The organism is Bacillus sp. V5-8f, assembly GCF_002863565.1.
Classification (GTDB): Bacteria; Bacillota; Bacilli; order Bacillales; family DSM-1321; genus Peribacillus.
In genome coordinates, this window is the sequence record NZ_PGUW01000004.1 from 22,628 (window position 1) to 36,556 (window position 13,929).

The following is a 13,929-nucleotide window of genomic DNA, read 5'->3' on the forward strand; positions in this document are numbered from 1 at the left end:
GAGGAAAAAGAATGTTTGGCAGATCATACTTCTGTGGCGAAATTACAGAATCAGCTATCGGGGAAAAGGTGACATTAAAAGGATGGGTCCAAAAACGCAGGGACCTTGGTGGTTTGATTTTCATAGACTTGCGGGACAGGACAGGAATTGTTCAGGTTGTTTTCAACCCGGATGTTTCAAAGGAAGCCCTCGAAATAGCGGATAAAATCCGGTCCGAATATGTGATCGATATCCAGGGAACGGTTATTGCCCGTGATGAAGCAACTGTGAACAAGAATATCAGCACTGGGAAAATTGAAGTTCAAGCTGAATCAGTTAAAATTGTGAATGAAGCAAAAACACCTCCATTTGCCATTGCGGACAAAACTGAGGTTTCAGAAGACATCCGTTTGAAGTATCGTTATTTAGATTTACGGCGCCCTGTTATGTTCAACTCGTTAAAAATGCGTCATCAAACGACAAAATCAGTGCGCGAATTCCTCGACGGAGAAGGCTTCTTGGATATTGAAACGCCGATCCTGACAAAAAGCACACCGGAAGGCGCCCGCGACTATTTGGTGCCTAGCCGTGTCCATGAAGGTGAATTTTATGCTCTGCCTCAATCGCCGCAAATATTTAAGCAGCTGTTGATGGTGTCGGGGGTAGAACGTTATTACCAGATCGCCCGTTGCTTCCGGGATGAAGATTTGCGTGCAGACAGACAGCCGGAATTCACTCAAATCGATATTGAAACAAGCTTTATGAGCCAGGATGACATCATTTCAATGGCGGAAAGAATGATGGCTAAAGTCATGAGAGAAGTGAAAGGTCTAGATATCAGCCTTCCTTTTCCAAGAATGACATACGATGATGCGATGAGCCGTTTCGGTTCGGATAAGCCGGATACACGCTTCGGCATGGAGCTAATCAATGTTTCTGAACTCGTCGCAGATAGCGGCTTCAAGGTCTTCTCAGGTGCCGTTGCAAATGGCGGGGAAGTAAAGTCTCTGAACGTGAAAAACGGAGCTGCAGATTACTCCAGAAAAGATATTGATGCATTAGGTGAATTTGCTGCTGTTTATGGAGCAAAGGGCTTGGCTTGGTTAAAAGTTGAGGCGGACGGCTTAAAAGGACCGATTGCTAAATTCTTTAACGAAGAACACCAGAAACAGCTAGTGCAAGCCACTGAAGCTTCAGAGGGGGATTTGCTCCTGTTTGTTGCTGATAAGAAAGCTGTTGTGGCGGATTCCCTTGGCGCACTTCGCTTAAAGCTTGGAAAAGAACGGGGACTTATCGATCAAAGCGTATTCAACTTTTTGTGGGTCGTGGACTGGCCATTATTGGAATATGATGAAGAGGCCGGCCGTTATTTCGCCGCCCACCACCCATTTACGATGCCTGAGAGAGAAGACCTCGAAAAGCTTGATGCGGACCCTGCAAGTGTTCGTGCCCAGGCCTACGATCTTGTCTTAAACGGATATGAGCTTGGCGGCGGATCCCTGCGTATTTTTGAACGGGATATCCAGGAAAAAATGTTTAAGGTGCTTGGCTTTACTCCGGAAGAAGCGAATGAACAGTTTGGCTTCTTGATGGAAGCGTTCGAATACGGAACCCCTCCACACGGTGGAATTGCGCTTGGATTGGACCGTCTCGTGATGCTTCTTGCTGGACGCACGAACCTTCGGGATACCATTGCCTTCCCGAAAACAGCCAGTGCGAGCGACTTGCTAACCGATGCACCGGGAACAGTCAGTGAAGCACAGCTTGAAGAGCTTCATCTGAGACTTGCTGTAAAGCCTGAGAAGGTGCCATCCGGGGAAGCAAAATAAACAATGAAAATGTGAAAAAATTCCTATTTCTGTTCGCTTGAAACGAAAACAACAAGTATGATATGATACCTTCAAGTTAGTAAGAGTCCTGATGTGTACGTTCTTTAACCTATAAGTTTTGACCGAACACTTATAGTTACGGGAGCCCCAAGTTTCCGGGCTGCGTAAAAGCCTCCTCTGAGAGGACTTACAAAAGCGCGGAACCGAGCACCCACCTGCGGAGAGCGGGTTCAAAACAAAGGCATAAACGGCACGATTGGGACTCTTACACCCTTAAAAAACCCAAATGTAAATTACTTTACACAAAGTGAATTACATTTGGGTTTTTATAGCTAATGGAAAAAAGGCATTCATTCTGATCGAATGGATGCCTTTTCAACTTCATTAAAAATCATTATCCTCACGGGTAGTAGGGTCGCTGATTCGATTTGCCGCTTCCGGAATATCATCATAAATTTTTGTATCAACACTATGAATGGAGCCGTCTGCCAAGCCTTTAAATACTTCATAAAGAGGCGCTTTGACTGTCTCCTTCAACATACCGCTTTGTTTCTGTCCAAGGGTTTGACTTTGCCCTTTTATTTCGATCAACATAATTGCTGCATCATTTAACGCGAAAGCACCTAGTGCGGTACCCGGCAGGTTAACATCCGGATACTTTTGGATGGCTCCATAGTGGGAATTGCCCCTTTGCAGGGTAAGATAGGAAAGGGCGTTTACCTGTTTTCCAAGTTTTAAGGCGTCTGAATCTACTTCAAACGTTTTCCCGCTGAAAGGATCGGTATACGAGTCAGTGGCTACCACTGCTGCAAGCTGTACCGGTACTGAACGGTTATCTTCATCGGATACTGTGTTGAACCCTCGGTGGTGGACATCAACAAAAACATCAGGCTGGAACTCTTTAAACACACTTGTAACGGTTCTTGATTCAGCTGTGACGTAAAACCCGCCATAGTTGCTATTGTTTGTTGCTTGATTGTTCAGGAATACTGCTACATCAGCGGGAATTTGGTTTTCAATTCGGAAGTCCAGATTAGGGTTGTAATCACGGTTCTGGTCATAACCAGGTATGCCATACACGACACGTCCGTTCTTATTTTGTCCACGCTCACTTCCGTCAGCGTTGTAGTACCACGGATTGGCAGTGCCTGCTGGCAGGCCGATTTTAACCGGTTCCCAGGTTTGATGGGTATATCTGGTCGGGTACCATTTTCCTTCATATTGATTGTCCGATCCCTCCGGATTAATGCGCGGCATAATCCAAATGGAAACTTTATTCAGAATTTCATCTACTTCCTGTCCCCCGGAAGAAAGTTTTTGGATGATATCAATTGCCGCTTCAGTACCGATTTGCTCATTTCCATGTATTTGGGTTGTGATGAGAATCCGTTTTTTATTAGGGTCAGCATCCCCGAACTTTGCCACATACAGGGGATGGCCCATATCTGTTTCTGTAGCGTATCCATCAGGTGACAGGTTCGAATAACCTGCAATATCCAACTTCATTTTTCCTTTTGAAGAGGCTTCTAATTTGTTAAGAATGTCATACAGCTCTTCATTGCTTTTATAGCTTGCAAGGGACACGTTCTGTTCGTTTTCGATGTAAGGCCCGTTTGGTCGTGACTGCGGGTCTGCAAATGCTGTAGATGATGCTGTGGCAGATAGTGCCAATACAGCCGGAATGATGAGCTTGGACATTTTCTTCATAGAGTTGTTCCTCCGATTAATGTTTAATTTGTTTGGCAATCTTAAAACGCAGCGGTCTTAAATTTATTCTGTTTCCTCAGCTGAACGTGTAGTTTGCTCCGCCAATGTATCCCAGAAACTGATATCCGCTTTTTCAATCGAACCGTCAGCAATGGCTCTCACAGTAGAATCAAGCGTTAGGATGGTTTGTTTGATCAAATAGCCATTGCTTTTTTGGCCAAGAACGTAAGGCTCATAAAAATGATCAGACATTCCCCGCATTTCAAATAAAAGAGTGGAGATGCCATATTGGACTGCAGCGCCGTTTCGGCCGATTCTTTCCTCGCTTCCGCCTACATATTTCCCGAGGTGGCCCCAGCCAGTCGCATCAACAGCATTAAACACAACTGCCCCAAGTTTTTTCGACCTTTCCAGCACGGCGGGATCTACATTGGCATTAGTAGGGTAAAGAATTGAACCTGATACCAGCTCCCCGTCCCTTTCACTTTGCGTACCTTGATGATGAAGGTCGATCATGTAGTCAATGTTATACTTTTGGAAAACATTGTTGTGCAATGCTTGTGTTTCAGGCTGGGCTTTGGCTACATGGTCACGGTTCAAGTCGGTTTGATTGGCATTATACCGTGTCAAATGCCTGCCTCCGTCAGCTGCATAATCCTCAAGTGAGAAATTCACATCTCCCATAGCTCCATCTGCATTAAGCATGGGAACTACAAGGATATTCACATTTTCGAGCACGCCTTTCATCTTTTGGCTTCCTAAATGCTTAATAAAATCAAGGGCTCCTTCAGTTGTTAACTGTTCATTTCCATGCTGCTGGGTTAAGAAAAGGATGGTAGGGTTTTTAGGGTTAGTGATATATTTTGCAAGATACATATCGCGTCCCTTAACGGTTTGGCCGATGACCTCCAATTTTAGATGCTCCTGCTTGGCTTCCTGTGTTTTTAGGAAATCTACCATTTCCGTATATGTATGCAGGACCGAAGTTTGCGTAGATTCGTTTCCGCCATAGTTTGGACCTTCACCTACAGCACTGGCAGGCAAAGCAACAGACGTTAAAGCTCCCATTGACATTAAACCAGTTAAAGACCACACCATTAGTTTTTTCTTTTTCAAATAATCACTTCCTCATTTTTGTTTAGAATATTCAACAAAAACCCTTGCAACAAAAATCCTACACAGAAAAGGGGAGAGCGTATATAGACTATTTCTACCAATATTACCTAAAAAAGGAATGAAGAGGCAGGACAAATAACCTAATTATCCATCATCGTTCCTGATATGGGGTACTGCTTGTTTTTATTGATGTTTATGTTATATTTTTGAATGGGAACGATATTGGTAAAGAGATTTCATTTGGAGTTGATTATAAATGCTGCACCAATTTTCGCGGAATGAGTTAGCGATTGGCAAAGAAGGAATTGAAAATTTAAAAAATACAACGGTAGCAATCCTGGGTGTAGGAGGTGTAGGATCATTTGCTGTGGAAGCCCTGGCACGTTCTGGAGTTGGACGCCTTATACTAGTGGATAAAGATGACATTGATATTACGAATATAAACAGGCAGCTTCCTGCCTTGTTATCCACTGTCGGGCAGCCGAAAGCCGATTTAATGAAGGAACGGATAAAAGACATCAATCCTGATTGTGAAGTAATATCTCTAAAGATGTTTTATACAGAAGAAACATATGAAGAGTTCTTTAGCTACGGGCTTGATTATGTGGTGGACGCATCCGATACCATCATATATAAAATCCACTTAATGAAAGAATGTCTGATGCGGAATATTCCGATGATTTCCAGCATGGGGGCGGCCAACAAAATGGATCCTACGCGATTCCAGATTGCCGATATTTCCAAAACGCATACTGATCCGCTTGCGAAGGTGATACGCACGAAGCTTCGAAAAGAAGGCATTAAGAAAGGGATTCCGGTGATTTTCTCGGATGAAAGCCCGATCGTTATAAGGGAAGAGGTCCGCAAAGAGGTTGGAAATGATGAGGCAAAAATTAGAAAAGCACAAATGCCGCCGTCCTCCAATGCATTTGTTCCATCTGTCGCCGGTTTGATTGCCGCTAGCTGGGTTGTCCGCGATATCCTCAAAGAGATCCGGATTGAGCGGGTAAGTGACGAAAAATAATTGAATAATGATTAAAGTTTAACCCAGGCAAAAGAAAGGCTTGGGTTTTTTAAATTTCAATAATAATCACTATTCGTAAATACTATATAAAAATAATTAATTTGCAACCGCTTTATTGTATTAAAGAGGAAAAATTGATTTTACTATAATAAAAGAGGTTTTGTCGAAATAATAATTTTTAAAAAATTATATGGACGAATGACCTAGAATAGAGTAAAATATTTTCAGAATATTAAGCTTATTCGTAAGGTTAATTATTTTTAGGTTTTGCATAATTCAGCTCGCAGAATTAAACCCTCTAGAGAATATGCAAATCAAAAACTAGGAAAATGGGGGAGAATTGAATGAGAAAAAGAAAGATTGGCGGTTTAATGTTATCACTATCATTAAGTGCCACACTTCTTCTGGCGGGCTGCGGAGGCGCTGAAAAGAGCGGCGGGTCTAGCGGAAGTGGTGGTGGAGACACAATTAAGATTGGTGCTAACATGGAACTATCCGGAGGCGTTGCTTCTTACGGCCAATCCGGAGTACAGGGCTTAGAGCTTGCATTTGAAGAAATCAACAAAGAAGGTATCGACGGCAAGAAACTGGAATTAGTCAAAGTCGACAATAAATCAGACGCAGCCGAGTCTACCAATGGGGCCTTAAAGCTTGCAACCCAGGATAAAGTTGTTGCAATCGTAGGTTCTGCTACGAGTACAAACACTTTGGCCCAGGTTCAAATTGCAACAGACAATAAGATCCCTTTAATCACTCCAACAGGAACAAACCCTGATATAACAAACAAGGGCGGAAAGGTTAATGATTGGGTGTTCAGGACTTGCTTTATCGATCCGTTCCAGGGAACAGTTGCTGCTAACTATGCGACAGACAAATTCCAATCAAAAAATGCAGCTATATTTATTGATACCGCAAGTGATTATTCGAAAGGGCTGGCAAAAGCCTTTAAGGAATCATATACAAAAAATGGCGGCAAAATCGTAGCGGAAGAAGCATATGTTGCCAAGGATACAGATTTCCGCGCAACGCTTACACGAATTAAATCCGCTAAGCCGGACTTCATCTTTCTGCCTGGCTATTATGAAGAAGTAGGCTTGATTGTGAAACAAGCTCGTGAAGCTGGAATAGATGTTCCAATCATGGGTGGTGACGGCTGGGATTCTCCAAAGCTTATTGAAATTGCAGGTGGAGACGCATTGAACAATACGTTTATCACAAACCATTATTCTGCTGCCGACAAAGACCCGAAGGTTCAGGCGTTTGTTAAAGCATACGAAGCTAAATACAACCAAACGCCGGATGGATTTGCAGCACTAGGTTACGATACTGCCTATTTACTGGCGGATGCCATCAAGCGTGCAGGTGATGCAAGCCCAGAAAAAATTAAAGATGCAATAGCAGAAACAAAGGACCTGGCATTGGTTTCAGGTTCAGTGACGTTAAATGAGAACCATGATCCGATTAAACCCGCATCTATTCTTAAATATGTAGATGGAAAGCAAACATTTGATTCAAAGGTTAATCCTTAATATGGAATTTCGGCTCCCTGGAAAGGCAGGAGTCCCGAGTTTTCAATAGGCAGGACAGGATTCTGAAAAACAGGGGCCTGTCCCCCTATTATTTTAAGAAGTTTAAAAAAAGCGTTTTATCCAAGGAGAGACGAAAATGGAATTAATACAACAGCTTATTAACGGAATATCTCTCGGCAGCATATATGCCCTTATCGCTCTCGGTTACACGATGGTATATGGAATTGTTAAGCTGATTAACTTTGCGCACGGCGATGTCTTTATGGTAGGGGCTTTTGTTGGCTTTTATTCTATAACAATTCTAGATTTATCTTTTTTTCCAGCGTTGCTGTTAACAATGGCTGTGACCGCCCTCTTCGGTGTAATTATTGAGCGGATTGCGTACAAGCCATTGCGTAACGCCACCAGGATTGCCGCTTTGATCACGGCAATCGGGGTATCATTGCTTATCGAATATGGATTTATTTATTTTCGCGGTGCACAACCAGAGGCTTATCCGGCAGATGTGCTTCCAACTGAAAAAATTTCGATCCTTGGCGTATCCATCAACAGCCAGTCCATCTTTATCCTGCTTATATCCGTCGTTTTAATGATCATTTTACAATTCGTCGTGCATAAAACGAAAATTGGAAAAGCGATGCGTGCGGTTTCCTACGATGCGGAAGCAGCCAAGCTGATGGGCATTAACGTGAATAATACAATCTCTGCTACCTTCGCCATTGGTTCAGCGCTGGCAGGGGCTGCTGGTGTAATTTTTGGAATCTACTACAGCAAGATCGAGCCTTTGATGGGCATTATCCCGGGATTAAAAGCGTTCGTTGCCGCGGTGCTAGGCGGTATTGGCATTATTCCTGGGGCAATGGTTGGAGGATTGTTATTGGGGGTAGTGGAATCGCTCGTAAGTGCCGCCGGTTACTCTTTATGGCGGGACGCAGTTGCATTTATTGTACTAATTTTAATCCTTATCTTCCTTCCATCAGGATTGTTCGGAAAGAATAGAAAAGAAAAAGTATAGGGGAGACAAAGCGATGACTATTATAAAACACGCAAAAGGTTTTTGGCTCTCAATCTCATTGTCTATTATCCTGTTTGCAGTCATACAATTTTTGATTAATGGTGCATTTTTAAATGGTTTTTACGTTAATACGATCTTTTTTATGGGAATCAACATTATCCTTGCGGTCAGCCTTCATTTAATCATTGGGATAACTGGCCAGTTTTCTATCGGACATGCGGGATTCCTTGCTGTAGGGGCGTATGCCTCCGCAATCATGACAATGAAAATGGAACAGCCATTCATTGTTTCTCTAATTGTTGGGGGGATTGTGGCCGCAATCGCCGGGCTTATTATCGGTATTCCAAGTTTAAGGCTTAAGGGAGACTATTTAGCGATTGCGACACTTGGTTTCGGTGAAATTGTCCGCATAACGCTTTTAAACATTGATTATGTAGGTGGAGCAAGCGGTTTGCAGGTGACGCATTTAACTACATGGCCCTGGGTGTTTGGCTGTGTTTTGGTCACAATATTGGTTATTAGGAATTTCACGAACTCAACGCATGGACGGGCCTGTATCTCTATCCGTGAAGATGAAACAGCAGCGGACGCAATGGGCATCAATACTACCTACTATAAAGTTATTGCCTTTGTGATCGGTTCCTTCTTTGCGGGCGTTGCAGGTGTACTGTATGCTCACAACTTCTATATAATCCAGCCTTCGAATTTTGGATTCTTGAAGTCATTTGATATTTTAATCTATGTTGTATTGGGCGGCCTGGGCAGTATGTCAGGTGCTGTGGTTGCAGCGGTATTGCTGACTATTATTTCAACATTCCTTCAGGACTACCCTGAAACGAGGATGGTCATCTATAGTATCATATTGATCGTAATGATGATTTACCGTCCGCAAGGCTTGATGGGTACGAGGGAATTTACTTCATTCTTCAAGAAAAAGAAAGACATCGGAGGAGGTCCTGGGGATGGCAAACAACACACCATTGCTTAAGGTAGACAATGTCGGCATTCAGTTTGGAGGTTTAAAGGCTGTATCCGGCGTCAACGCAGAATTGTTCCCAGGGGAACTTGTCGGCCTTATCGGACCGAACGGCGCAGGTAAAACAACTTTCTTCAACTTGCTTACAGGTGTTTATGTACCAACAGAAGGAAGCATCTCACTTAATGGGGAAAGATTGAACAAGCTGCCTCCCTTCAAGATTACTAGAAAGGGAATCAGCCGGACCTTCCAGAATATTCGTTTGTTTAGTGAGCTTTCGGTTATCGATAACGTAAAAGTAGCCTATCACTCCCTGGCAAAGCATTCGATTGCAAGTTCTATTTTACGTATACCGGGACATTTCCAGGGTGAGCAGGAAATGCATGAACAAGCGGTTGAGTTTTTAAAAATTTTCAATCTGGAACGTTTTAAGGATGAAAAGGCAAAGAACCTTCCGTATGGGCAACAGCGCCGCCTAGAAATTGCACGGGCGTTGGCGGCAAATCCAAAGCTATTGCTTCTGGATGAACCGGCCGCCGGGATGAACCCTCAAGAAACTCAGGAACTGATGAAGCTAATCGGGTTCATTAGGGAGAAGTTTAATTTGACCGTTTTATTAATAGAACATGATATGCCGCTTGTTATGGGTGTTTGTGAAAGAATTTATGTGTTGGACCATGGCCAGCTGATCGCACAGGGTACGCCTGCAGAAATCAGAAATAATCCAAAAGTTATCGAAGCGTATCTCGGCGAGGAGGTTTCCTAATGTTAAAGGTAGAAGGAATCGATGTATTTTATGGTAACATCCAGGCGATAAGAGGTGTAACGCTGGAAATAAATGAAGGGGAAATCGTAACGCTAATTGGGGCAAATGGTGCTGGTAAAAGTACATTGCTAAAAACGATTTCAGGCCTTTTAAAGCCAAAGCATGGGCAAATCCTGTATGAAGGCAAATCGATCGCAGGAAAGGCTGCCCAGACTATAGTGAAGCAAGGCATTTCCCATGTTCCGGAAGGCAGACGAATATTTGCGAACATGACAGTGGAAGAGAATCTTCAGTTAGGTGCTTTCCTAAGAAGTGATAAAGAAGGAATAAAGCAGGATCTGGAAAAGGTGTACGAACTGTTTCCACGATTGCTGGAACGATTGAAGCAGCAGGCAGGAACGCTTTCAGGTGGAGAACAGCAAATGCTTGCGATGGGTCGCGCGCTAATGGCTAGACCTCGTCTTTTGCTGCTAGACGAACCATCCATGGGACTTGCTCCTTTGCTTGTAAAAACAATTTTTCGAATCATTGAAGAAATAAACCAAGCGGGCACGACGATTTTGTTGGTGGAACAAAATGCAAACCTCGCTCTTTCCATTGCCGACAGGGCTTATGTAGTGGAAACAGGACGAATCGTTCTGTCCGGAGATGCGGAAGATTTAACAGCAAGCGAACAGATTAAAAGTGCCTATTTGGGTGGACATTAAAGAAAAGCGGCATCTCTTTTCAGGGATGCTGCTTTTGCACGTTTATGCTTGTTTAAGAGAGTTTTTCCTCAGCAAAAATAAATATAGAATGATTGATAACAGCACTGATATCGCAGCTGAGATATATATACTTCCATAACCGAACATATGGCCGATCTGGCCAAATGCCATGGCCCCGATACCAACTCCAAGGTCGAAGAATGAAAAGAAGGTGGCATTTGCCATGCCTTTGCGATGTATGGGTGCTTTTTCAACGGACCATGCCTGCAATGCAGGTTGAATTGATCCAAATCCAAAACCGTAAAGCACTGCTGCTGTAAAAAGAATGCCGCTATTTGGCAGCCAGGCTAAAAGGAGCATTGCTACTAAAATGAAAGCAGCCCCAGGGAGGAACACGGCACGATGGCCCTTCATATCGTATAGCCTTCCTGCGAAGGTTCGGGATAGCATCAATGCAAGGGCAAAGTAAAGAAAATACCATTGGATGCCTGATACATCCTTTTGGGCGGCATACAACGGAAGAAAAGACGCTATACCCCCAAAAGTAACAGTGATGAAGAATAGTAGAATAGAAGGCTGTAAGGCGCTTTTTTCGTAAAGGTCCCAACCGGCTTTAACTGTTTCGGGAGCCTTATCTTCTACTTTTTTATATGTAATCCTTGAAGACATTAAAAGGGACGCCACGCCCATGGCTGCGCAAATAAGGAATAATTGGATGAAACTAATTTCTTTGGCCAATGTCAAACCAAGCGAGGGCCCAAAAGCAAGTGCAATATTTGCCGATAATCCATAATACCCCATGCCTTCCCCGCGCCTCCTAGGCGGGATAATGTCTGTCGCGATCGTACCCGAAGCAGTAGTGGAAAATCCCCATCCAATCCCCTGGATAATCCGAAGTGCAAACAGAAATAGGATACCGGGAGCCAGCCCGAAAGATCCTACGGAAAGGACAAAAATCACAAGGCCTGCCAAATATACAAATTTTCTCCCTTTTGTTTCTAATAACCGGCCCGCAAACGGTCTTATGAGCAGGGCGGAAAAAGTAAAAATCCCAACCACAAACCCAATTAATTGATCATTCCCCCCTAGATGCTCAACGAATAAGGGAATGGTTGGCAATGTCATCTGAAAGCCAAGAAAAATAAAAAAATTGGCCAAACAGACCAAGATAAAATCTCGCGTCCATATCTTATCCGATGAGTCTAGAATCCCTTTAGCTACTGGCTCACTCATGCAAGGCCTCCCCAAAAAGTTATTTACTTCCATTTTACAGGAAAATATTTCGGGAAGCTATTATATGGCTTGATAACTAGTATTCTCTTTCTGTTATTACGTTACCACAAAGTACCTCTATTCATATATGTTTAATCAGTAGTAAACTAGGAAGTTGAAATTATATTTTGAGGAGCGTTTAAGCGGAATGAATAAGGTGTTTTGTAGTTTTTTAATGTTATTCTTGCTCTTCATCAGCTTTTTGCCGGTGAAGGCAGGTGCTGCAGGTGACACCCTTTCCATAGGATCGATTAAGAATGAGAAGGCAATTGTTTATTCATTGCCAAAACAAAGCTCTTCCGTTATATCGGTCTTGAAAAAGGGAGAACAATATCCGATAATTTCCACCATAGCCGGGGACTCTGCTTCTCCAATTATTCATACGGTTGTATCAAGCAATACATTATGGAGCATTGCTAACCAGTATGGAGTTACGGTTGGTGAGCTTCAGAAAGCCAATCATTTAACAACTACAAGAATAAAGATTGGACAAAAATTAAAAATTCCTCAACCATATAAAGTCCATATGGTGGTTGCAGGTGATTCTTTACACAAACTATCAGCGAAGTATGGTGTTATAGTAAGTGATCTAACCAAACTAAACAACTTAAAAACAACCAAGCTTACTATTGGGAAAAATATAAAGATTCCGGATTATTTTTGCCAAATTCAGATGTTAGGCGGTAAGACGGGCTGGATCAAAAAATCCCTCCTTCAAGAATCTACTCAGAAGCGCATTGTGATGGGGTGGAAATATAATGGGGATTCCGACACCTACATAATTCAAATGAAACAACCGAATTTGAATGTTGTGTCTCCTCGATGGTATTCATTAACGGATACTGACAAATTGTTATCAGCGTCAGTTGATTCTAAATATGTTCAAGCTGCCCATTCGCAAGGGAAACAAGTTTGGCCGCTTATTGGCAATCAATTTGATCCTCTACTAACTGACTCAGTACTTGGCGACCCGCAAAAACGTAAAAAACTGGTTTCAGCTCTTCGTAATTCTCTTGTTCAAACAGATAGTGACGGGATAAATGTGGACTTTGAAAACATTGATATCAAAAATAAGCAAGATTTTGTGCGTTTCATTGGCGAGCTTAAAAAAGCATTAGGACCACATGGTATATTAGTATCTGTCGATGTTACCCGGGAAAATGGGGACCCGTTCTGGTCAGGAAGTTTGGACAGAAAGGAGTTAGGTAAAATTGCCGATTATATCATAATGATGGGCTATGACGAACATTGGGGAGGAAGCCCGGTAGTAGGTTCTGTTGCCTCCTTGCCATGGATTGAAAAAGGAATAAAGCTTTTGATGAATGATGTACCATCCCATAAGATTATTCTGGCTGTACCCTTCTACACAAGAGAATGGGTAACGGATTTATCCACAAATAAGGTGAAAAGCTATGACAGGACGATGCAAGAGGTTGAGAAGATCATTTTCTCGAAAGGCCTCAAAAAGCTCTGGGATGAAAAAAACCAACAAAACTATGTAGAATACACAGCGAATGGGGAAAAACATCAAATTTGGGTGGAAGACAAAAAATCCATTGAGCTTCGCCTTGGTATAGTAAGGAAAAATTATTTAGGGGGAGCAGCTGCATGGTATATTGGCTCTGAAACACAGGATATTTGGAAAATTTATCACTTCAATAAATAAACCAATTTTTAGGGTGCCAGACCATCTTTTTAATATGATGGAAAAATGGCACCTTTTGTTTTGTAGATAGAATTTGTATTTAAGTAATTTTATTTCTCCATATGACATAATACCAGCACAACGTTTGAACAAACTAAGATTAACAGTAGGTAGATAATTATTGTTGCCTATAATGCTTTTCCCTCACTTAATAGGGTTTCTACAACGAACCGTAAGGATTTATGGGGAGCTTTTTTTTACCTTCAATTATAAAGGATATAAAGGGGGGCGGGGACTTGAGGAACCTTTCCCTATCTAAGTTGTTAAGGAGATTCACAAAGGATTGGGGATTATATTAAGAACC

Annotated in this window: 11 protein-coding genes and 1 other RNA gene; 9 read left to right on the forward strand and 3 right to left on the reverse strand. The window is 42.6% G+C overall.

The features are described from left to right. The first annotated feature begins 11 nt into the window (after positions 1-11). Positions 12-1,808, forward strand: coding sequence for an aspartate--tRNA ligase (gene aspS, locus CUU64_RS04025; protein WP_101631998.1), 1,797 nt, complete (start codon positions 12-14; stop codon positions 1,806-1,808). Between the two features lie 82 nt (positions 1,809-1,890). Then, a non-coding RNA gene (gene ssrS / locus CUU64_RS04030) (6S RNA) lies at positions 1,891-2,075 on the forward strand. Positions 2,076-2,192: 117 nt separating this feature from the next. Here ssrS and CUU64_RS04035 read toward each other — a convergent pair. Together CUU64_RS04035 and CUU64_RS04040 are read right to left on the reverse strand one after the other, a co-directional pair. Next, positions 2,193-3,515: a M14 family zinc carboxypeptidase gene (locus CUU64_RS04035; RefSeq protein WP_101631999.1), complete on the reverse strand. Its 1,323-nt coding sequence runs from the start codon at positions 3,513-3,515 to the stop codon at positions 2,193-2,195. Positions 3,516-3,578: 63 nt separating this feature from the next. After that, a complete protein-coding gene (locus tag CUU64_RS04040; RefSeq protein WP_374702705.1) occupies positions 3,579-4,589 on the reverse strand; it encodes a M14 family zinc carboxypeptidase in 1,011 nt (336 codons plus the stop codon). Positions 4,590-4,887: 298 nt separating this feature from the next. Here CUU64_RS04040 and CUU64_RS04045 point away from each other — a divergent pair, with 298 nt between their 5' ends. The 6 genes from CUU64_RS04045 to CUU64_RS04070 all read left to right on the forward strand — a co-directional run bounded on the left by CUU64_RS04045 (position 4,888) and on the right by CUU64_RS04070 (position 10,648). Further along, positions 4,888-5,655 carry a tRNA threonylcarbamoyladenosine dehydratase gene (locus CUU64_RS04045; RefSeq protein WP_101632000.1) on the forward strand — a complete coding sequence of 256 codons (768 nt, stop codon included), beginning with the start codon at positions 4,888-4,890 and terminating at the stop codon, positions 5,653-5,655. A gap of 344 nt (positions 5,656-5,999) precedes the next feature. After that, on the forward strand, positions 6,000-7,184 hold the full coding sequence (locus CUU64_RS04050) for an ABC transporter substrate-binding protein (protein WP_101632001.1): 1,185 nt from the start codon (positions 6,000-6,002) through the stop codon (positions 7,182-7,184). Between the two features lie 136 nt (positions 7,185-7,320). Further along, positions 7,321-8,199, forward strand: a complete 879-nt coding sequence (locus CUU64_RS04055; protein WP_101632002.1) for a branched-chain amino acid ABC transporter permease — start codon at positions 7,321-7,323, stop codon at positions 8,197-8,199. 13 nt (positions 8,200-8,212) lie between these two features. Next, entirely contained in the window at positions 8,213-9,187 is a 975-nt protein-coding gene (locus tag CUU64_RS04060) for a branched-chain amino acid ABC transporter permease (RefSeq protein ID WP_101632003.1), read from the forward strand. After that, complete coding sequence (locus CUU64_RS04065; protein WP_101632004.1) at positions 9,162-9,941, forward strand: ABC transporter ATP-binding protein; 780 nt, start codon at positions 9,162-9,164, stop codon at positions 9,939-9,941. Before CUU64_RS04060 ends, CUU64_RS04065 begins: the two co-directional genes overlap by 26 nt. Then, positions 9,941-10,648, forward strand: a complete 708-nt coding sequence (locus tag CUU64_RS04070; protein ID WP_101632005.1) for an ABC transporter ATP-binding protein — start codon at positions 9,941-9,943, stop codon at positions 10,646-10,648. The genes CUU64_RS04065 and CUU64_RS04070 overlap by 1 nt, the downstream gene beginning before the upstream one ends. A 42-nt stretch (positions 10,649-10,690) precedes the next feature. On the opposite strand, the gene CUU64_RS04075 is transcribed toward CUU64_RS04070, so the two are convergent. Further along, complete coding sequence (locus tag CUU64_RS04075) at positions 10,691-11,881, reverse strand: MFS transporter (RefSeq protein WP_101632006.1); 1,191 nt, start codon at positions 11,879-11,881, stop codon at positions 10,691-10,693. 187 nt (positions 11,882-12,068) lie between these two features. Between CUU64_RS04075 and CUU64_RS04080 the strand changes: the two genes are divergently transcribed. Further along, positions 12,069-13,586: a LysM peptidoglycan-binding domain-containing protein gene (locus CUU64_RS04080; RefSeq protein WP_257985418.1), complete on the forward strand. Its 1,518-nt coding sequence runs from the start codon at positions 12,069-12,071 to the stop codon at positions 13,584-13,586. Positions 13,587-13,929 lie beyond the last annotated feature (343 nt).

Coding starts and splice junctions, on each gene's coding strand:
- CUU64_RS04045 (WP_101632000.1), top strand. CDS start 4,888: ATGCTGCACCAATTTTCGCGGAATGAGTTAGCGATTGGCAAAGAAGGA.
- CUU64_RS04065 (WP_101632004.1), top strand. CDS start 9,162: ATGGCAAACAACACACCATTGCTTAAGGTAGACAATGTCGGCATTCAG.
- CUU64_RS04050 (WP_101632001.1), top strand. CDS start 6,000: ATGAGAAAAAGAAAGATTGGCGGTTTAATGTTATCACTATCATTAAGT.
- CUU64_RS04075 (WP_101632006.1), bottom strand. CDS start 11,881: ATGAGTGAGCCAGTAGCTAAAGGGATTCTAGACTCATCGGATAAGATA.
- CUU64_RS04040 (WP_374702705.1), bottom strand. CDS start 4,589: ATGTCAATGGGAGCTTTAACGTCTGTTGCTTTGCCTGCCAGTGCTGTA.
- CUU64_RS04035 (WP_101631999.1), bottom strand. CDS start 3,515: ATGAAGAAAATGTCCAAGCTCATCATTCCGGCTGTATTGGCACTATCT.
- CUU64_RS04070 (WP_101632005.1), top strand. CDS start 9,941: ATGTTAAAGGTAGAAGGAATCGATGTATTTTATGGTAACATCCAGGCG.
- aspS (WP_101631998.1), top strand. CDS start 12: ATGTTTGGCAGATCATACTTCTGTGGCGAAATTACAGAATCAGCTATC.
- CUU64_RS04080 (WP_257985418.1), top strand. CDS start 12,069: ATGAATAAGGTGTTTTGTAGTTTTTTAATGTTATTCTTGCTCTTCATC.
- CUU64_RS04060 (WP_101632003.1), top strand. CDS start 8,213: ATGACTATTATAAAACACGCAAAAGGTTTTTGGCTCTCAATCTCATTG.
- CUU64_RS04055 (WP_101632002.1), top strand. CDS start 7,321: ATGGAATTAATACAACAGCTTATTAACGGAATATCTCTCGGCAGCATA.